At 64.0% G+C, this 19460-nt stretch carries 17 protein-coding genes; 8 read left to right on the top strand and 9 right to left on the bottom strand.

Annotation, left to right across the window (positions count from 1 at the left end; genetic code table 11):
* Positions 1-65 precede the first annotated feature (65 nt).
* Complete coding sequence (gene ccsB, locus HU144_RS17015; RefSeq protein WP_235352304.1) at positions 66-1073, top strand: c-type cytochrome biogenesis protein CcsB; 1008 nt, start codon at positions 66-68, stop codon at positions 1071-1073.
* A 391-nt stretch (positions 1074-1464) separates the two neighbouring features.
* Here the strand turns inward: ccsB and HU144_RS17010 are convergent, their stop codons facing one another.
* A complete protein-coding gene (locus tag HU144_RS17010) occupies positions 1465-1905 on the bottom strand; it encodes a PLD nuclease N-terminal domain-containing protein (protein WP_235352303.1) in 441 nt (146 codons plus the stop codon).
* A gap of 84 nt (positions 1906-1989) precedes the next feature.
* Here HU144_RS17010 and HU144_RS17005 point away from each other — a divergent pair, with 84 nt between their 5' ends.
* The gene (locus HU144_RS17005) at positions 1990-2256 is read left to right on the top strand and encodes a DUF4229 domain-containing protein (RefSeq protein ID WP_235352302.1); all 267 of its coding nucleotides are present in this window, start codon (positions 1990-1992) and stop codon (positions 2254-2256) included.
* Between the two features lie 23 nt (positions 2257-2279).
* On the opposite strand, the gene HU144_RS17000 is transcribed toward HU144_RS17005, so the two are convergent.
* Genes HU144_RS17000 through HU144_RS16990 form a run of 3 tightly spaced genes read right to left on the bottom strand, consistent with a single transcriptional unit; the run spans position 2280 to position 5441 of the window.
* Positions 2280-3212 (bottom strand): 1,4-dihydroxy-2-naphthoate polyprenyltransferase, encoded by a 933-nt coding sequence (locus HU144_RS17000; protein ID WP_198397660.1) that lies wholly within the window; start codon positions 3210-3212, stop codon positions 2280-2282.
* Between the two features lie 53 nt (positions 3213-3265).
* Positions 3266-4510, bottom strand: a complete 1245-nt coding sequence (locus tag HU144_RS16995) for an AMP-binding protein (protein WP_235352301.1) — start codon at positions 4508-4510, stop codon at positions 3266-3268.
* 13 nt (positions 4511-4523) lie between these two features.
* On the bottom strand, positions 4524-5441 hold the full coding sequence (locus HU144_RS16990) for a 1,4-dihydroxy-2-naphthoyl-CoA synthase (protein WP_235352300.1): 918 nt from the start codon (positions 5439-5441) through the stop codon (positions 4524-4526).
* 44 nt (positions 5442-5485) lie between these two features.
* On the opposite strand from HU144_RS16990, the gene HU144_RS16985 reads away from it, so the two are divergent.
* Positions 5486-6595, top strand: a complete 1110-nt coding sequence (locus tag HU144_RS16985) for an o-succinylbenzoate synthase (protein WP_235352299.1) — start codon at positions 5486-5488, stop codon at positions 6593-6595.
* Between the two features lie 6 nt (positions 6596-6601).
* On the opposite strand, the gene HU144_RS16980 is transcribed toward HU144_RS16985, so the two are convergent.
* Complete coding sequence (locus HU144_RS16980) at positions 6602-7312, bottom strand: hypothetical protein (RefSeq protein ID WP_235352298.1); 711 nt, start codon at positions 7310-7312, stop codon at positions 6602-6604.
* 23 nt (positions 7313-7335) lie between these two features.
* Positions 7336-8979 (bottom strand): alpha/beta hydrolase, encoded by a 1644-nt coding sequence (locus tag HU144_RS16975; protein WP_235352297.1) that lies wholly within the window; start codon positions 8977-8979, stop codon positions 7336-7338.
* A 59-nt stretch (positions 8980-9038) separates the two neighbouring features.
* Between HU144_RS16975 and HU144_RS16970 the strand changes: the two genes are divergently transcribed.
* Positions 9039-10997 (top strand): thiamine pyrophosphate-binding protein, encoded by a 1959-nt coding sequence (locus HU144_RS16970; protein WP_235352296.1) that lies wholly within the window; start codon positions 9039-9041, stop codon positions 10995-10997.
* Positions 10998-11176: 179 nt separating this feature from the next.
* Here HU144_RS16970 and HU144_RS16965 read toward each other — a convergent pair whose 3' ends face one another.
* Positions 11177-12682: an HNH endonuclease gene (locus tag HU144_RS16965; RefSeq protein WP_235352295.1), complete on the bottom strand. Its 1506-nt coding sequence runs from the start codon at positions 12680-12682 to the stop codon at positions 11177-11179.
* Positions 12683-12811: 129 nt separating this feature from the next.
* Positions 12812-14176 (bottom strand): isochorismate synthase, encoded by a 1365-nt coding sequence (locus HU144_RS16960; protein ID WP_235352294.1) that lies wholly within the window; start codon positions 14174-14176, stop codon positions 12812-12814.
* A gap of 126 nt (positions 14177-14302) precedes the next feature.
* On the opposite strand from HU144_RS16960, the gene HU144_RS16955 reads away from it, so the two are divergent.
* Genes HU144_RS16955 through HU144_RS16940 form a run of 4 tightly spaced genes read left to right on the top strand, consistent with a single transcriptional unit; the run spans position 14303 to position 18442 of the window.
* Positions 14303-15007 carry a demethylmenaquinone methyltransferase gene (locus tag HU144_RS16955; protein ID WP_235352293.1) on the top strand — a complete coding sequence of 235 codons (705 nt, stop codon included), beginning with the start codon at positions 14303-14305 and terminating at the stop codon, positions 15005-15007.
* A 2-nt stretch (positions 15008-15009) separates the two neighbouring features.
* Positions 15010-16311 carry a geranylgeranyl reductase family protein gene (locus tag HU144_RS16950; protein ID WP_235352292.1) on the top strand — a complete coding sequence of 434 codons (1302 nt, stop codon included), beginning with the start codon at positions 15010-15012 and terminating at the stop codon, positions 16309-16311.
* A gap of 29 nt (positions 16312-16340) precedes the next feature.
* Positions 16341-17366: a polyprenyl synthetase family protein gene (locus HU144_RS16945; protein WP_235352291.1), complete on the top strand. Its 1026-nt coding sequence runs from the start codon at positions 16341-16343 to the stop codon at positions 17364-17366.
* A gap of 11 nt (positions 17367-17377) precedes the next feature.
* Positions 17378-18442, top strand: coding sequence for a permease (locus tag HU144_RS16940; protein WP_235352290.1), 1065 nt, complete (start codon positions 17378-17380; stop codon positions 18440-18442).
* Positions 18443-18471: 29 nt separating this feature from the next.
* Here the strand turns inward: HU144_RS16940 and rarD are convergent, their stop codons facing one another.
* Complete coding sequence (rarD, locus tag HU144_RS16935; protein ID WP_235352289.1) at positions 18472-19386, bottom strand: EamA family transporter RarD; 915 nt, start codon at positions 19384-19386, stop codon at positions 18472-18474.
* Positions 19387-19460 lie beyond the last annotated feature (74 nt).

Below are 19460 nucleotides of genomic sequence, written 5' to 3'. Positions count from 1 at the left end.
TGGCACAGCAACAGCACAGCAACACCCACGACGCAATGGAAGAGCACCGCTGGTGCGGAGGATGTATGGACGTCAACACTGACCTCGCAATGTGGTCGAATCAGCTCATCATCTCGGCGATGGTCGTCTACGCCGTCGCCATGATCTTCTATGCCTTCGACCTGTTCGGCGGGCGCGAACTCAAGCAGACTGAAGCCGGTGCGACGAGTGCCGCCAAGCCCTCGAATGTGCGACGCACGAACAGGAAGGCCACCACGGCACTCCTCGACCCGCCGCAGACCGACGTTTCGGCTGAGATCTCGGCCGGATCAGGCAAGGAGAAGCCTCGGCGCGGGGCAAGGATCGGCACCTCGCTCCTCGTCCTTGCTGCCCTTCTTCACGTGGCCGCTGTGCTCACTCGGGCGCTGTCGGTGATGCGTGTGCCGTGGGGCAACATGATGGAATACGTCCTCACTGCCACGGTGATCACCGTCATCGTCTTCCTCATCGTCAATGTGAAGAAGGACATCCGCTACCTGGGAACGATCGTGGCCGGGGGAGTGCTCCTGTGCTTGGGCCTGGCCATTACGGTCTTCTACACACCAGCCGCGAAGCTCATCCCGGCACTCGACTCGTACTGGATCGCCATCCACGTACCCATCGCAATCCTGTCGACGTCGCTGCTCTACATCTCCGCGATCCTCGCCGTGTTCCAGATCCTGAAGAACGCGCAGGAGACCAAGAACCCGAAGTGGCTGCGGTTCATGCGTCGGATGCCCGCGAGCATCGACCTGGAACGGTTCTCCTACACGATTGCCGCAGTCGGATTCATCACGTGGACGTTCACCCTCATCGCCGGCGCCATCTGGGCCGAGGTGGCGTGGAGCCGCTACTGGGGCTGGGACTCGAAGGAGATCTGGACGTTCGTCGTCTGGGTCATCTACGCCGCGTACCTGCATGCCCGCGCCACACGCGGTTGGGGACCGACAAAGGTCGCAGTGCTCAACCTCATCGGCATCGCCACGGTGATCTTCAACTTCACCGTCGTCAACATGTACTTCAACGGCCTTCACTCGTACTCGGGGCTCGGCTGATCTGCGGTCAGGGCTGCACAGCAGCCTGAGCCGAGCTGCAGCCAGCGTCGAGTAACGGCCGGCGACGAGGCAGAGCACAGCTACGTCACGACGTTCTAGGGCTGATCTCCGGGCGATGCGCCTGATCACGACGCTCTGCAGTCCGAGCACAGTCTTTGGACTGCGCACCAGCACCAGCCTATTGCTGGTTGCACGATGCTCTTGTGCTCTTGTGTGCCGCCGAGGTTCCAATCGACTGCAGAGGAGTCCCCTCGCCCACTCGCGCGGTCCAAGGTCTGTGCGCAGTCAATAAGCGTCCAACGGACTGCGTGAGCCTCAATGGAGCTGTGTGAGCCTCAGCGCAGGAGCAGAGCCCGCTCAGCGTCGGTCAGACGAGAGTGAGGGCCAGCGCTCAGTTCGAGTGGCCGCGTCCGTCGCCGGTGGAGCCGCCCGAACCGTGTTCGTCGGTGTCGGCGGAATGAGTGTCGGAATCGGCAGAAGCATCGTCGCCGATGTCATCTGCTGCGTCGGGGGTCTTGTCCTCGGGCTTCTGCGCTTCGGGAGCGTGCTTTCCCAACTTGACGTCGCGATCGACTTTGCGCAGATAGTCATCGTCATCGTCTGGGGCGCTGGGGCCGCGCTGACGAGGCGCTGCTGAGGGCTTGTCCTCAGTACCGCGGCCGAAGAGGTACCAGAGGACGAAGCCGATCACGGGGATCAGCAGAATGATGATCGCCCACACGGGTTTGGGCAGGACTCGGATCAGACCACGATCGCGCAGAAGGCAATCGAAGAGTCCGTACAGTGTGACCGCTGCCGCCAGGACGATCGCGGCAATGAGTATTCGAGCCATGCACCCAGGATAGTCCACTAACCTGAGCACCCGCCCACACGGGCGGTGATGAATCACTGATGTGGACGGACTAAAATAGGTGAAATGCGCAACTTCTGGATCTATACATTGGCTCGTCTGGGCATCATCGTCGCCGTAGGGCTGATTCTGCAGCCATTCCTCGGGTTCAACCTCGTGATGGCGATGGCTGCAATCGTCATCGGAGCCATCCTCAGCTACCTCTTCCTGGGCGGCATGCGCGCCAAGGTGGCCGAGGATATCGAGAAGCGAGTTGCGAAGCGGAAAACGGCGCCGAAGCGCAAGAGCGTCGACGAGGATGCCGAAGACCGTATCGTCGACGAAGGGAACTGAGGCAGGCTACAGCGCCGACCAGGCTACAGCGCCAGGCCCAGGCCCATCAGGGCGGCGAAGGCCAGAGCGGTGAGGCCCGTCGATTTGATCGGTGGGATGAGCCCGGGGCCGGTGGTTCCACGCAGCACCGTCTTCAACGGGTTGAGAGCGGGCACCAGCGCGAGGACGGCCAATGCTACGGCCGGATGACCGTCGAGGATCGCCAGGACCAGCAGTGCGAAGGGCACGAGCACGAGGCTCGCAAATGCGATCCGTGAGCGGTTGTCGCCGAGGCGGACAGCCAGGGTGATCTTATCGGCTTCGATGTCGGTGGGGATGTCGCGCAGGTTGTTGACCATGAGCACCGCCGAGGCGAGCGAACCGATGGCAATCGCACCGGCCCAGCCGCTGAGGCTGAGTCCGCCGACCTGCATCCACATCGTGCCCAGCGTGGCCACCAGGCCGAAGAAGACGAAGACGAAGACCTCGCCCAGCCCCATGTATCCGTAGGGCTTCTTGCCGCCCGTGTAGAACCAGGCGGCTGCCACAGCGGCGGCGCCGACGATGAGGAACCACCATGCCTGCGAGATGAGGATGAGCACGATTCCGGCGACCCCGGCGATGCCGAAGAACAGGAAAGCCGCACGTTTGACCGCGTTCGGCTCGGCGAGGCCCGTCGCTGTGAGACGCACGGGACCGACGCGGACATCATCGGTGCCGCGGACACCGTCGGAGTAGTCGTTGGCGAAGTTCGACCCGATCTGCAGGCAGAGGGAGACGAGGAGGGCGAGCACCGCTCGGAGGAAGATCTGCAACAGCGAATGGTCGTGGCCGTTGCGCGTGTAGTCGCCGATGATGAAGGAGGTGAAGCCGCCGACGGAGCCGATGGCAGCGCCGGTCCCGATGAGAACAGGGGCTACAGCCAGCGGCAATGTTCGTAGTCGGGCTCCGGAGATCCACTGCGCGGCAGTTGCCATTGGGCGGGATACCTTCCTCATAAAAATTGGAACCGTCTCATATTACCGATTGTTCACTTGTTAGGGTATTCGGGCGGCGGAGCTCTGTGGTGCTCAGTCTCAGCCAGCTCGGCGGCAAGCCTGGCCGCAGCCTGTCGGTCGGGTTTGCCGATCGACCGATTGGGGATCTCAGTGACGGGAAAGACCAGCCGAGGCAGCAGCTGCCCGTTCATTCCATGGTCGAGTCCGCCCAGACTCCGCGCGAACTCACGCGGTGAGCCCATCGAGCCGGCCACGGTGTCGGGCACCTGACCATCGATGCGGACGAGGGCGACGAGCAGTTTGCCCCACTCCTCATCGGGCACCCAGGTCACGAGCACCTCGGCGATCCCATGGTGCTGCCAGGTGGGCAGCAGTCCGGTCTCAAGGGCATGCGGCGAGACGTTCGTGCCCCCGGAGACGATGATGTCATCGGAGCGGCCGAGCACCGTGAGCACCCCTTCGTCGAGCCGACCCAGATCGCTCGTGTGAATGGTCCGTGTGCCGTCATCGTCGGTGGTCAGGCCCGGGTTGTCGACGGGGCAGATGCGGCCCTCAGCAGTGATCTCGACGTAGGAATCGGCCACGACGCGACCGCGCAGGTCGATCGTCGAGGACTCGGTGATCGTGATCTCGACACCATCGAAGGGGGCCCCGTTGTACACGCACCCACCTGCGGTCTCACTCATCCCGTAGGTCCGCACGATGTGCAGGCCTCGTGCGTCGGCGCGTTCGAGCAGGGCTGGCGAGATCGCGGAACCGCCGAGGAGGATGGCGTCGAACTTCGCCGCAGCGAAAGTGGCCCGGTCATCGGCAAGGATCCGGTGCAGCTGAGTGGGCACAAGTGAGGTGTAGGACGGTCGCTCGCCGGATTGTGCGAACAGCTGCTGGGCCTCGTCGGCGAAGGAACCTGCGGTGAATGTCGCCGAGGTGGTCCTGATCGGTTCCCGTCCCGCGAGCCGGGCGCGCAGCTCCACCTGGAACCCGGCAATGTGGTTGATGGGCAGACTCAGGTGCCAATCTCCGGGTCCGGACAGGGATCGTTCGGTGGCCCGCGCCGAGGTGGTCAGCGCCTCGGCGGACAGAGCGACGGCCTTGGCCGTGCCCGTCGAACCAGAGGTGAAGAGCACCAGCGCCGGCGCCCGGCCAACACCCATCCACTGACTGGGAGCCACCTCGGTGATGGCGGCATCACGCGTACGGGGCAGGACGAGGATCGAGCGGCCGTCCAAGGCACGATCGATCGCACTGGGCAGATCCGCAACGGACTGTGCGTTCATGTGGCGGAGGCGCTCAGTAGTACCAGGGGTAGGGGGACCAGTCGGGGTCGCGCTTCTCCAGGAAGGAGTCACGGCCTTCGACCGCTTCGTCGGTCATGTAGCCCAGACGGGTGGCCTCACCTGCGAAGACCTGCTGTCCCATGAGCCCGTCGTCAACGAGGTTGAATGCGAATTTCAGCATCCGCTGGGCGTTGGGGGACTTGCCGAGGATCTCCCTGGCCATGGTCAGCGCGGCGGTCTCGAGGTTCTCATGGTCGACGACCTCGTTGACGGCACCCATGTCGGCCATGTCCTGCGCCGAGTAGGTGCGGCCGAGGAAGAAGATCTCGCGCGCCTTCTTCTGACCGACCATCTTCGACAGGTAGGCGGAGCCGTAGCCGGCGTCATAGGAGCCGACATCGGCGTCGGTCTGTTTGAACTTCGCATGCTGGCGCGAGGCAATCGTCATGTCACAGACGACATGGAGGCTGTGGCCACCGCCCGCAGCCCAACCCGGGACGACGGCGATGACGACCTTGGGCATGGTGCGGATGAGTCGTTGGACCTCGAGGATGTGGAGGCGACCGGCACGGGCCGGGTCCACGGACTCGCGGGTCTCCCCGGAAGCGTACTGGTAGCCGGAACGGCCGCGGATGCGCTGGTCGCCGCCGGAGCAGAAGGCCCAGCCGCCGTCGCGTGAGCTGGGGCCGTTGCCGGTGAGCAGGACCGCGCCGACGTCGGAGGTCTGACGCGCGTGGTCGAGGGCTCGGAAGAGCTCGTCGACGGTATGCGGGCGAAAGGCGTTGCGGATGTCGGGACGGTCGAAGGCGATGCGTACGCAGCCCAGGTCGGTGCCGTCGGGATTGACCGCGCGGTGGTAGGTGATATCGGTGAAGTCGAATCCGGAGACTTCACGCCACTGGGAGGGGTCAAAGATTTCAGAAACCGTCATGGCCCCAACCCTATCGCCTGTCACCCGACCGATATGGTTGCTCCATGGCTGATACGGAGCAGATCCCCGAGTCGATCGCTGAACTCGTGCCGAATTTCAAGGTTCTCAAACTCCCCATGGTCACCCGGTTCCGGGGGATCACCGAGCGCGAGATCATGCTCTTCGAAGGCCCCGACGGGTGGGCGGAGTTCTCCCCATTCACCGAATACGATGCAGCCGAATCCTCACGCTGGCTGCGAGCCGCTCTCGACTTCGCCGGTCTGCTGCCGGGAGCCGCCGAGGCTGGCCCCAGTGCCGTCGGTCAGTCGGCTGACAGCGCAGGTCAGTCGGCTGCCGCCGTCCGATCCGTGGCCGTCAATGCGACCCTGCCCGCGTGTGCAACCTCCGAGGTCGAGTCGATATTGGCCCGTTACGGCCCCGTCGGTACAGTCAAGGCTAAGGTGGCTGAACACGGGATCGACTCCCTGCCGGATGACTTGGAGCGGCTGCGAGAGTTTCGGCGCCTGTTTCCTTCAACGTCGCTGAGACTCGATGCGAACGCCGGCTATACGCTGCCCGAGGCGCTCAGAGCCTGCGCCGAGTTCGCGGAATTCGACCTGCAGTACTTCGAACAGCCAGTCGCGGCCGTTGAAGACATGGCGCGGCTGCGCGAGCAGCTCGATGGACTGCCTGTGGTTCTGGCCGCTGATGAGTCGATTCGCAAGGCCGAGGACCCCCTGCGAGTGGCAGAGCTGGGAGCCGCCGAGGTCGTCATCGTCAAGGTTCAGCCGCTGGGTGGGATCGCTGCCGCACGATCGATCATCGAAGCCTGCGGTCTGCCGGCTGTTGTGTCTTCGGCATTGGAATCATCTGTCGGATTGGCTGCCGGTGCCCAGCTGGCGGCCACGCTGCCGCGCACACCGGCGAGCCGGGAACTCCTCGGTGAGCACCCGGCCTGCGGTCTGGGTACTGGGAGGCTCTTCGCCGAGGACGTGGTGAGCACGGACCTCAGCCTGCGTCCTGTCAACGGTCAGATCCCGGTGACGCGAATCGTCCCGGGCCCACAGCGCCTGGAGAGGCTGGCGGTGGATCAGGGACGATTCGACTGGTGGTCGATGAGACTGCAGGCGTGCTGGAGGGTTCTGCGACCGTCGCTGCTCAGTTCGCGGTCTTGAGGCTGCTCAGTTCGCGTTCTTGACGGCGTCGACGAACGTCTTCGCGGTTTTGGGCACCGCTTCTTCATCCCCGGTGTCGGCGATGTTGGCAGCGGTGACGATGTTGTTGCCGACGCGGCTGGTGACGGTGTCGGTGTCGAGGACGGTCTGACCGCCGGCACCGATCTTGGCGTGGACTCCCACGGTCTCGTCAGCGCCTTCGACGGTGGCATCGAAGGACTCGTAGGACATCGTCATCTCGATGCCCTGTGACTTGATGGTCACGTCGCTGCACTTCTCGGCGACCTTGGTCGAGTTCCTCAGCTGTGAACCGGCGGCATCTTCGTCGGCCAGGCTCATGAGCGCGACGCTCATAGTGTTGTCCGCTGAGGTTCCAGCGAGTGTGGTGCCGTTGCTCGCCTCGGTGGCGTTGAGAGCAGACATTGCGAGGTCCTTGCACTCAGCAGGTTCGTATTCGGCGCTTTCGAGGGCCTTGATCGCTTCGCTGCCGGAGGCCGCTCCGATATCGACGGACTTGAACGACTGACCATCGACATCTGTGGATTCGATGATCTTCTTGAGCTGATTCTCGTCGAGCTGCTGTACTTCGGGAGTCTCTTCTGCGGCGGGCTGTGCGCCGCCTGCTTCCTTGGCCTGACTGTCCTGGGAGTCAGCTCCTGAGCAGCCAGTCAGTGCCAGTCCGGCGATGAGAGCGATGGCTGGGAGTACGCGTTTCATGGGTGACCTCTCGAAGTCAAGGTTCAATCAGATGGAGGAAAGTCGGTCACGATGGTGTGACCTTTATAACCATAGATAACAGCCGTCTGAGATCCGTCATCGACATGTGCCGATTCCGACACATCTGTTGTTTCCTCTGCGTCTTCGGATGACCTTGCGGCTCGCAGCTGGACGTCGGCTGAGGCAACTCGTGGGGAGGCGTCTGATTCGGTGGCTCGTGCCGGTGCGGACGATTCATCCGGCGTCGACGCGATGCGCACCGTCGTGATCTCGGACTGCCCCACCGTCGTGAAGTGCTGAGTGCGCTTGCCCGGAATGATCGGGTCGTGCATGGCTGCAGCCAAGCGCCCGGTGAACGTCAGACGCCCCTTCTTGTCGGCCCGCTGCGGATAGTCGTTCGTGCCTGTCGGCCCGGTGACGGAGATGTCGTATCGGCGACCGGGTTCGTACAGGCCCGGTGTGCGTACCCGGAAGCTTCCGGTTCCAGTCAGGGAGAAGCCAGCTGTGCTGACAGAGCCGAAACACACGATCTGAGCTCTGCGTCGCGAGATCTCGACCCGCCATCCGTGGATGTCGAAGAGGGCGTGCCCGGTGAGATATGAGAATTCACCACCGTCCGCGACGCGGGGACCACCTCGGCGGCCTTCGACGTTGCCACTTCGGCGCTCGATGCTGCGGTGATTGGAGCTGGCATAGTCACGCTGACGTCGCAGGGTCTTCAGCCAAGCGCCCAGCTCTCGCTCCCAACTGTTCCAGTTGTGCAGGCCCGTCGTGCGGGGAAACCACGAATGGCGGATGCCCAGCGAGTTCAATCGCGCGGAGAAGCGCTCGCCCTGCTGGTTGACCATCGATTCGAGGAGGTCACGATCTTTTGACTCTTCGAGACTTCCGGACCCTGCACTGAGCCACAGGTTCAGGCCGTGCAGGTTCTCCGCGAGGCCGTAGGGGGAGTTGGCGATCCATTCGCTGCGGTCGGTGACGGGATCGCCGAACAGCGTCATCGACTTCGCGCCCTCCCGCATGGCGATGATGTCGAAGGCAGGGATCGCAGACAGAGGGTCGAGTGGGGAGGAGAAGGCCGCTGCCCAGCTGTAGCGGTCCGGGTGCCAGGCTGCGTATTTCATCGCCCCGTATCCGCCCATGGACAGTCCCGCCAGGAGTTGGTTCTCCGGTGCGAAGTCCACGGAGAAGTTCTTGCGCAGGAAGTCCGGGATCTCCTTGGTGTGGAAGGTCGGCCAGTCGTGGACCTCGCTGCCGACTGCCACGCGAGAGTAGGTGCCGGCCCCCGCATCCGGCATGACGACCAGGTAGGGCGAGTCGAGTGTGAGCTCCTCGGCGGACCCGAAATCCGTCCATGATCGGAAGTCGTCCCCGCCGCCGTGATAGAGATGGATGACCGGGCTGACCTCCTGCGGAATTCCCGGCAGCAGCACGCGTACTCCGACGGTTCGACCGAGCGCGGGGGAGTAGATGAAGAACTCCCGCAGTCGGTTCGAGAGTTTGCGTTTGTCTCGGATGTGCCATTTCCTCGCGTCCTTGCCGCGAGGTTCAGGGCCGAGGAATGAGCTGTTCTGGTCGAGGGTGGGGAAGCGTCCTCTGTGGGAGCGCGCGGCGGTCAGCGAACGGATTGCACGCGCCCCAACCGCGAAGAGAATCGATCGGCGCATGGGTCAATCGTAGGGAGTCAATGTGAACCGCAGGTGGGTTAGTGGTTGAATATCAGGTGATGTTGAATTCGAGCGCAGTGGCGCAGCAGATTGCCTGTGGGTTGGCGTCGTCGGGAGTCACCGAGGTCGTCATCGCACCCGGGTCCCGTTCCGCACCGTTGATCTATGCGCTCGCCCCTCTCGCCGAGGCGGGCGTGATCCGTACGCACGTGCGCATCGATGAGCGTGATGCCGGGTTCCTGGCGCTTGGCCTGGCACGAGGACTGCGCAGTAAACAGGCCGCTGCAGGTGCCGGTGCTGCTGCAGGCGCTGGTGACGGTACCGCTGGCACTGGTGACGGTACGGCTGGCACTGGTGACGGTACGGCTGGCACCGAGGGTGCTGCTGCCGGCGCCGTGGCGCTGGTGACAACATCGGGTTCGGCTGTGGCCAACCTGCATCCTGCGGTGCTTGAGGCCTCCTACGGTCACCTTCCGCTCGTGGCGATCACGGCAGATCGTCCTGCTCGGATGCGGGGGACTGGTGCAAATCAGACCATCGACGACCAGTCGCAGGTGCTCAGCGATGTGCGCGCTCGAGTCGATGTGCCTGCCGGAAGTGCCGATGCACAGCACTTGCTCGCCGAGGCGGTTGAGCTCTCGCTGGGCACGGACACCGGTAGAGCCGGCCCTGTCCAATTCAACGTGCAATTCGATGTGCCGCTCGTGCCGACTGTGACGGAGCTCGCCGATTGGAAAGCCACGGTGCAGACGCTGGCAGCGGAGTCAGCGGAGTCACTGGAGTCACTGGAGTCAGCGAGCAACACGACGGAGCCCGCCTCCGCAGATCATCTCATCCCTGCGGAGGCACGCGATGCCGCGAGCAGCCCCGCGGATGCTGCGCGCCGCGCCACGAATGCTTTGAGGAGCTCGTTGGTCCGAATTCTTCCTGGCACGGTCATCGTGGCCGGAGATGCCGGCGGCTGCTCGGCCCAGGCTCTGAAGTCCTTGGCTGAGGCTTACGCAATCCCAGTCCTGGCTGAGCCCTCGAGCCCTCTCACCTCTGCGATGCGGAACTCACCTGCTGCGGTTCCGGCGCATGCCAGTGTGCTCAGCGAACGCGAGGACCTGCGATCAGCGATCCGCACTGTGATCGTGCACGGGAAGCCGACTCTGACCAGGCCTGTTGCCGCGCTCCTTGCCGATTCTAAGGTGTTGGTTCAGCGGTTGCCCGATGACGTCGACGCGGTGCCGCTATCCGTGTTGCTCTCCGGGCCGGAAGTCAAGGAAACCAACGACAGCACCCGCCACGGAGATCGGGTCGGCGGCGAGGACGGCCCCAGCGATACATTCTCGCCCGCGAGCGAAGACACGACGTGGCGCGACGAGTGGGTGAAAGCCGGCGAAGCGATCATTGCCGCGTCTCGGCGTGAGCGCGAGCGTGCAGGCGTGTCGAAGCCGACGATCGCCCGGGCGATCACTGAACATCTGGCCGCCCGCACAATCAACCTTTTTGCGGCGAGTTCAAATACGATCCGTTATCTCAGTGAGGCCACCGACGTGCGAGCGCGAATCCACGCCTCACGCGGGCTGGCCGGCATCGACGGTCTGATTTCGACCGCCACGGGGCTCTCCCTTGCACTCGAAGAACAGGTCGTACTGGTCATCGGTGACGTTGCAATGCTCCACGACGTGGGTGGCCTGCTCACGCCGAGCGCCGAAGAGGCCGGGAACGTACTCATCGTCGTCCTCAACGACGATGGGGGTGCGATCTTCTCCGGGCTCGAACACTCGCAGGAGCACGTGGCACCGTATCTCGAAAGATACTTCACGGTTCCTCACGGTCGGGACTTCAACGATCTCGCGACAGCCTATGGGTGGGAATATTCATGGGTGGGACCTCATGACGAGTCAAGCCTGCTCAACGACTTCATCGCAGAGTTTGAGAAAGCTGTCTGCGGCGTAGAGGGCGACAAAGTAGCGGACAGCCCACAAACGAGGACGCACGGCCGTCGGATCATCGAAGTGGATCTGGCCTGATCAATCTGATTTGAGCACTGTGACCTGAGCAATTCACCAGAGCAATCGGACCTGAGCAGAAGGACCTGAGCGGAAGGACAAGACAGAGGGATAGCGCAGAGGGACTGACCCGGGGACCGTTCAGGGGAAAGAACTTCAGCCATCGCAACCATCGGCGGCTCAGTTGCCGCGGCGGTTAGTCACCCGGTGTCCCGCAGCATCAGCTCCTCGAAGAGTGCTTCTACCGAGCTCAGCCGGGGGAAGTCGACGACGTCTTCGTTCGCTTCCGGCGCGGATTCGCCGCCGGGGTGACTACCTGCTGCGCCGGAACTGCCGCAGCAGCCTGGTTCGTCAGAGTCTGCGGGTTCATCAGCGTCTCCCGAAGCGGTGTACTTTCTCGGCGGTGGATGACTGAGCTTGGTGACGAACGGGGGAGTGGCCGTCTCGTACTCTTCACCGGTGGGGGTAGAGACGGTGAGGTCGTCGGCAGTCCCCTCGTGCTTCCAACCGGGGTGCTCCTTGGCATAGTTGCAGGCCGCGCACAGTCCGGAGGCGTTGGACCACTGGGTCTCTCCGCCTTCGGCTACAGGGTTCGCATGGTCGGCGTGCTTGATCGGGGCGTCACACCACGGGGTCCGACACACGTCGTCGCGGAAGACGACCATTCGTCGCAGCAGGCCGCCGAATGTTCGCCTGCGTGAGTCCATACCGACTAACTGCCCTGTGTCCGGTGAAGTGAACATGCGGCGGATGAAGGACCGGGCCCGATCTGCCGCAAGGAAATTCCGGGCCGTCTTGGCCGGTAATGGCCCATAGCTCGGAATCCACGCAGGAACCTGTCCGTCAGAGAACAGGCTTTCGGCCTCCATCACTAGATGGACCTCAGTGGGCACATCACCGGCAGAGTCCTGTCCCGTAAGCCGTTCGACGAAGATATCGGCCATCAGCTGGTTGCGGCCGCGGTCGAAGTCCTGGCCGTTGAGCTTGTGCTCGGCGGCAGCGGCGTCCAGACTTTCATACGCAGCAACGGCTTGCTGCAATGGCAGCGTGGCGCTGAGCATCGCCATGCCGTTGTTCAGTGCGCTCAAGGACACATGGCGATTCGCACTCGCGGCTTCGGCCCTTTCATGCGCATTGTCGGAGGACACATTGGCCGCCAGGGAGCGGGCCTCGGTGCGTAACCGGCGACTGCCGGCAACGGAGGCACGGTCTTTGAGCTCCTCGTCGACGAAGAGACGCTCGTCGGGAGTGAGCCAGGCCGTCTCATCGGCGATGATGCGAGCTTTGGCTTCGGAGATGGAACCGTCGGCCAGCGCCTCGTAGGTGCGAGGCAGATCGTTGACGACGGCTTTGGAAGTTGAGAGAAACTTGCGCCCCGTCGCCGGCGAGACCCGTTTGGCCAATGCGATCTCGTTGCCTGCGTACTTTCCCTGTTCGCGTTTGGGCACGTCGTTGGCAGCATCTTCGCGCTGGCGGTGCCCATGGAAGGCGACGGCTTCACGGGCCTGAGCGGCGGCGGCAGCAGACGTGAGCTCCTCCAGGGCACGGATGCGGGTCTGGGCCTCCCACGCATTTTCTGCTGGTTCGAGGTCACGCAGAGTCGTGCACCACCGATCGATATCGGTGGTGATGCCCGGAAGCCGGGCCCACGATCCGGGACCCCGATAATCGGGGTGGTCCGGGTCATCCGCGGGATGCGTGAACATGTGAAGAGACTATGCCGAGCCACTGACACAGCCACTGACACGAGCCTTGAAGACCTTGACAACGTGTCAAGGCTACGAGGCTCAGCTCAGGGGCTACGAGGCTCAGCTCAGGGGCATCGCGCCCAAGTCCTATTCCAACCCCAGCGCACGGCGCATCGGAGCGAATTTGGCTTCGGTCTCGGCCACCTCGGCGAGGGGATCCGAATCGGGCATGATGCCGGCGCCGGCGAACAGGCGGATCCGATTGCGGTCCTCGAGCTGTCCGCAGCGCAGGGCGATTCCGAACTGACCGTTGCCGCGGTCGTCCATCCAGCCCACGGGGCCCGAATACCGGCCACGATCCAGCGGCTCCAACTCGTCCACGTGGGCAACCGCGCTGGCCTGCGGGTATCCGCCGACGGCCGCGGTCGGATGCACAGCGGCCGCGATGTCGAGGGCATTGAGGCACGAGTCCCCCGGCAGGTGGGCCGAAGCATCAGATGCCGAGTGGATGACGTTGGCCAGGGGCAGCAGGTGCGGCCGCTCGTCGACGGTGACATCATCAGCGACGAGTCCGAGGCTGCGTTGGAGCGAGGCGATCGCGAAGGCATGTTCGGTGCTGTCCTTGTGCGCGCTCAACAGCTTCCTGGCAGCGGGCATCTCGGCCGTCGGGTCGTTCTCCACCCGATACGTGCCCGCGAGCACACGCGAGGTCACCCGGTTGTTCTCGACGCCGATGAGCAGCTCCGGCGTGGAACCGATCAGGCCGGCGACATCGAAGGTCCAGCAGCTGGGGTAGCTGCGGTTGAGTGCACCGAGCACGGACCGAACATCGATGTCATCGTCGGTGGTGACAAGCTCGTCACGGGCCAGCACGATCTTGCGCAGCGTGGAATCGTCGGCGAAGGCGTCCACCTCGGCGGAGTCTCCGACGGGCGTGAGCATATGCGAGACCTTCGCGACCAGATCCGCCCAGGAATCGCTGTCGAGGTCACCGGGGGAGGCCGTCGCCGAGGTGACGCGGCGCAGCGGTTCGGACTTCAGCACGGGCGGGGTTGGGGTGGTGCCCTCGGCGATGATCGACGTCATCCACACGCGACCGCCTCGGCGTCCGAGCACGAATTCGGGGACGTGGATAAGGGAATCGACCTCTGATTCGCCCGAGTAGGCGACGGTGGCGAAGCACATCAGCCCGGAGCCGAGCAGATCGACCTCGTCCTCGATGGTCGCGGCGCCCGTGATGGCCTTCCATGCGTCGGAGAGCTCGGTGAAGCGATCGCGGCCGCGGGCACGGATGCGCAGCGTGCGACCGAAGCCGATGAGGCCCGAGGTGTCGCGGACCCAGCAGGAGAACGCCGAGGTGGGCAAAAGCTCCAGCGTCTGCTCGACGGTCGTGGGCAGTCCGGATTCGAAGGGGAATCCGGGCCCTGGTTCGACGTCGTCGACGAAGCGAGATCGCACGTGCAGGCGCGGGGGCGCTGTGCGGATGTCAGAGGTATCGAAGGTCGTAGTCATTTCAGGCCCACTCTAGTCGAGGATTTCGACACGACGATGATGACTGTGGCCAGTTCCACACCGTGAAGAGCTTGGAAACGAGTCCGCGAATTCGCCCCCGGCATCAGGTGTTGAGAGAATAGTGGCATGAACCGTGCTCAGCTGGACAAGCAGCCCGACGATGTCGCATCGATGTTCGATGACGTCGCCTCCCGTTACGACCTCACCAACGACGTGCTCACCTTCGGTCTGGCGCGCACCTGGCGCCGGACGGTTGCGCACTCCGTGGCTGCCGGACCCGGCGAACGCGTCCTCGATCTCGCTGCTGGTACGGGGACGTCGTCGATGACGTTCACCCATCACGGCGCCGAGGTGGTCGCCGGTGACATCTCACAGGGCATGCTCACCGAGGGGCGTCGTCGCCACCCGAAGATCGACTTCATCTACGCCGATGCGATGGATCTGCCGTTCTCCGACGCCAGCTTCGACGTCGTCACCATCTCCTTCGGCATCCGCAACGTCAACGACGTCGACATCGCGTTGGCAGAGATGCTGCGCGTGCTCAAACCCGGTGGCCGACTCATCATCTGCGAGTTCTCGACACCGACGTTCGACCCCTTCAGCCTCGTCTACAAGGAATACCTGATGCGGGCACTGCCCGCCGTGGCCAAAGCCGTGTCCTCGAACCCCGAGGCCTACGTCTACCTGGCCGAATCGATCCGTGCCTGGCCTGACCAGGACGAATTCGCCCACCAGATCCTCGGCGCCGGCTTCGACCAGGTCAAGCACCGCAACCTCACGGGCGGAATCGTCGCCGTCCACCACGCGCTCAAGCCGGGCGCCGAACGCTGACCATGAATAACTTCGAGGCCGAGGTAATCGTCGTCGGGGCCGGCCCTGCCGGATCGGCCATCGGCACCTACCTGGCGCAGGCCGGCCATGAGGTCATCATCCTGGAGAAGTCCGGGTTCCCTCGGGATAAGATCTGCGGCGATGCGCTGACCCCGCGTGCGGTCAAGGAAGTCGGGTTCCTGGGGATGGAGACCCCCGAATCCGAGGGGTGGCACAAGAACAGAGGACTGCGCCTCATCGGCGGCGGGCACCGCTTGGAGCTCGATTGGCCCGACATCGGTGGCACTCCGAACTATGGGCTCACAAAGCCGCGGATGGGTATGGACGAGGCCTTCGCCCGCCACGCTCAGCGCAGCGGTGCCAGGCTGTTCGAGCAGGTCAAGGCCATGTCCCCGGACGTCGGCGAGGATGGCTGGATCAAAGGCATCCACGCCTCCGGAACCGACCATCGTGGCCGTCGGATCGGACCTGAGGCTCATTTCAGTGCCCCGATCGTCATCGCCGCCGACGGTGTGTCTTCACGCCTGGCCGTGGCGATGGGGTTGGAGAAGCGCGATGATCGCCCGATGGGTGTGGCCGTGCGCGCCTACCATTCCTCGCCGAGGCATGCCGATGACTACATCGAGAGCTGGGTCGAGATGCGTTCGAGCAATTCGGCGGGCGAATCCGAGGTTCTGCCCGGGTACGGATGGCTCTTCCCGCTGGGCGACGGCACGATCAACATCGGTGCCGGCCTGCTGGACTCCTCACCTCAGTTCGGTTCCGTGGACTTCCGAGCGATGATGGGGCAGTGGATTGCGGATATGGGACACGAATGGGGAATCGACGAGTCCACCTCGTTGGGCCCGATCAAATCCGCGGCGCTGCCGATGGCCTTCAACCGCACCCCGCACTTCCACAAGGGGCTCCTGCTCGTCGGCGATTCGGGTGGGATGGTCAATCCCTTCAACGGGGAGGGCATCGACTATGCCCTTGAGTCCGCTCGACTGGCCGCCGAGGTGATCTCCACCTATTCCCGCTACCCGCAGCGCGTGATGCGGGAGAAGCTGCAGGAATACCCCGCGCTGGTGGGTGAGTCCCTGGGCGGCTACTTCACCCTGGGGCGCGTTTTCTCCGCCATTATCGGCCACCCTGCACTCATGCAGTTCGGAATCAAGTACGGTATGGGTGTTGAGGTTGTGATGGAGTTCGTCGTGAAATTGCTGGCGAACCTCTACCGCGACCCGAAGGTCTCTGAGGCCGATCTCATCGACCGGGTGATTGCAGCTCTCACCCGAATCGTGCCGGCGACCAGCAATGCCTGAGCTCACCAGCGACTACAACACTGACTACGATGAATGACGAGGACATGAGCCACCTAGCCTCTCCGGCGACTTTTATCGGTGCCGATGCCCAGCTCGCGGCGGATATCTCCACTCAGTTGGAAGCCGTCGAGCGCAGGCTCTACGAAGTGACCGCGCAGACGCGGAAGCTGCCGGACACCACGTCCAAACATCTCCTCGCAGCTGGTGGCAAGCGTGCCCGGCCCAATCTTCTGCTGCTCACGGCCCGCCTCGGTGAGGCCGATCGAGAGGAGATCATCGACGCTGCCGTCGCCGTGGAACTCATCCACTTAGCCTCCCTGTATCACGATGATGTGATGGACGATGCCCCGGTTCGCCGAGGTGCTCCGGCCGCACACGAGGTGTGGGGCAATTCCGTTGCCATCCTCACCGGCGATCTCCTGTTCTCGAAGGCTTCAGGAGTGACGGCGAAGCTCGGCCCCGATGCCGTCACGGTTCAATCCGAGACCTTCGAACGGCTCGTCCTGGGCCAGCTCAACGAATTCGCAGGCCCGCCCGAGGACGCGGACGCGATCGATCACTACATCCAGGTGCTCGCGGACAAGACAGGATCTCTCATCGCCACCTCGGCGCAGTTCGGGGTCATGTTCTCACGCGCGGATCAGGCGCTGGCCGAGCCCGTGCGGGTATTCGGCGAACGTGTCGGCATCGCCTTCCAGCTCGCCGATGACATCATCGATCTGACGGCGGCCTCCTCGGTGTCAGGCAAGACCCCCGGCACTGATTTGCGCGAACGCGTTCCGACCTTGCCGGTGCTCTATGTCCGGGCCGCTGCGGCCGACGGTGACAAAGCCGCCGCCGAGGTTGTCGACCTCCTCGACGCGGATCTGACCTCCGACGAAGCGCTCGAGTCCGCCCGTGCGGCTCTGGCCGCTCACCCGGTGACGGCCCGTGCACGCGACGAGGCGACTCGCTGGGCCGAGGACGCGAAGGCAGCGCTGGCTCCGGTCCCCGAAGGACTGGTCAAGGAGTCCCTGTTCGCGTTCGCCGATTCGGTGGTCTCACGCACAGCGTGAGGATCTGATCCTTGACGATCAAAGCGACTGCTGAGGCAGGACGTCGACGGCGACTGACCACGGTCGACTGGGTCGGACTCGGCGTGCTCGTGGTCTTCCTCATCATCGGCCTGAGCTGGTCGAAGTGGATGCCCTATTGGGACAAGGCCTGGACGATGAGCCAGACTTCCGTCTGGGACGGCAGTCCGCTCTTCGAAGCCGCGGGGGACACGTTCTCCTTGGCCGGAGCCTGGGACTTCACACTGGTGTACTTCATCGCGGTGTGGAAGGCACTGCTCGTGGCTCTGGTGGTGGCTGCGGCCATCGATGCGCTGGTGCCGCGAGATTGGCTGCTGCAGGTGATGAATCGTCGGACCCACACCAGCCAGTCACTCGTCGGCGCGGCGATGTCGCTGCCGTCGATGATGTGCACCTGCTGCGCGGCCCCGGTGGCTGCAGGCCTGCGGAGTTCGGGCGTGATGCGAAGCGCCGCCTTGGCCTACTGGGTGGGCAATCCGCTCCTCAACCCTGCAGTTCTGATCTTCCTCGCGCTCGTCCTGCCCTGGCAGTACGCTTTCACCCGACTTGTGTTCGGAATCCTCATCGCTGTCGGTGCCAGCGCGCTCATCGGCCGGTGGATCAAGGGGCGCGCCGAGGTGGTTCCCGAGCAGAGTCCGGAGCCGCCGAGGATGTCGTCTCTTTCCCAGCGTTACCTGCGATCGCTGTCGAAATTCACGCTCATCCTCGTGCCCGAGCACCTCGCCCTGGTCTTCGTCATCGGACTCATCAGTCCATGGCTGTCGGGGGTGTACGGGCTCGAGGCTCAGGTCGGTGCCCTCGCAGTGCTCATCGCTGCTGTTGTGGGCACACTCCTGGTGATCCCGACCGGGGGCGAGATTCCCATCATCATTGCGCTGCTCGCAGCAGGGGTGGGAGCGGGCGTCACCGGAGCCCTGCTGATCGCACTTCCGGCACTGAGCATCCCGTCGATGGTGATGGTCGGAAAGTCCCTCGGCTGGCGCACCACCACCGCAATGGGTTGTGCTGTCGCCCTTGGAGGGGTGCTCTCCGGGGTCGTGCTCATGCTCGTGGGCTGAGGCTGGCCTGCTGGCTGGCGCCGGCGCGGCTAGAGTCTGCGGCGGCTGTGGCGGATCATGTCGATACTCAGCAGGACGACGGCGATCCAGATGACGAAGAATCCGATCCAACGGGTCGTCGACATCATCTCACCGAGGATGAAGACGCCGGTGATGAACTGCATCGTCGGGGTGATGTACTGCAGCATCCCGACCCACGACAGCGGAATTCTTCTCGCCGCAGCGCTGAAGAGGATGAGTGGAATCGCCGTGGCCGGGCCGGTGATGAGGATGATGATGACGTGGCTGGCACCGAACCCGGTGAACGTGGAGAGGCCCTGTGCGCCGAGGACGATGAGGAAGATCAGACTGGGCACGGACAGCACGGCACTCTCGATCGTCATGCCTTCGAGGGCTCCGACCCGATTGCCGACCTTGTTCTTCACGAGTCCGTAGAGACCGAATGAGATGGCAACGGTGAAGGAGAGGTAGGGCATCCGACCGAGGCCGATGCCGACGATGAGGACGGCGATGAGGCCGAAGCCCACAGCAGTCCATTGCAGCGGACGCAGCTTCTCGCCGAGGAAGATCACGCCCAGGCCGATCGAGATGAGCGGATTGAGGTAGTAGCCAAGTGACACCTCGACGAGGCGGCCCGTCTCGACTCCATAGATGAACGTCGTCCAGTTGATCGCGATGAGCACCGAGGCCAGCGTGAGCAGCCAGAAGGTCCGACCTGAACGCACCACAACCCAGGTGCGTCTGAAGCCGCCGGTGAACGTCAGCAGGATTGCGCAGAAGAGCAGCGACCAGACGACCCGATGCGAGACGAGCTCCAGGGCCCCGGTCGGGGCTGCAGCTGCGAAGAGCAGGGGGATGAGCCCCCACAGAAGGTAGGCGGAGAGTCCGTTGATCAGCCCTGCACGGCGGAAGGCGTTCTCATCGGGGGCTGAATCTGCGATCACACACAGAGTCTAGTGAGTCGCAGCAGCCTGTCGGACCACTGGTGGCGCCGGACTGCCTGTGACGTGGGACCACC

Origin of the sequence: Brevibacterium sp. UCMA 11752 (genome assembly GCF_021532235.1) — a bacterium.
In the GTDB taxonomy this organism is placed as follows: domain Bacteria; phylum Actinomycetota; class Actinomycetes; order Actinomycetales; family Brevibacteriaceae; genus Brevibacterium; species Brevibacterium antiquum.
Note: the sequence above shows the minus strand (reverse complement) of the source record. Positions and strands in the feature narration are given on the sequence as shown.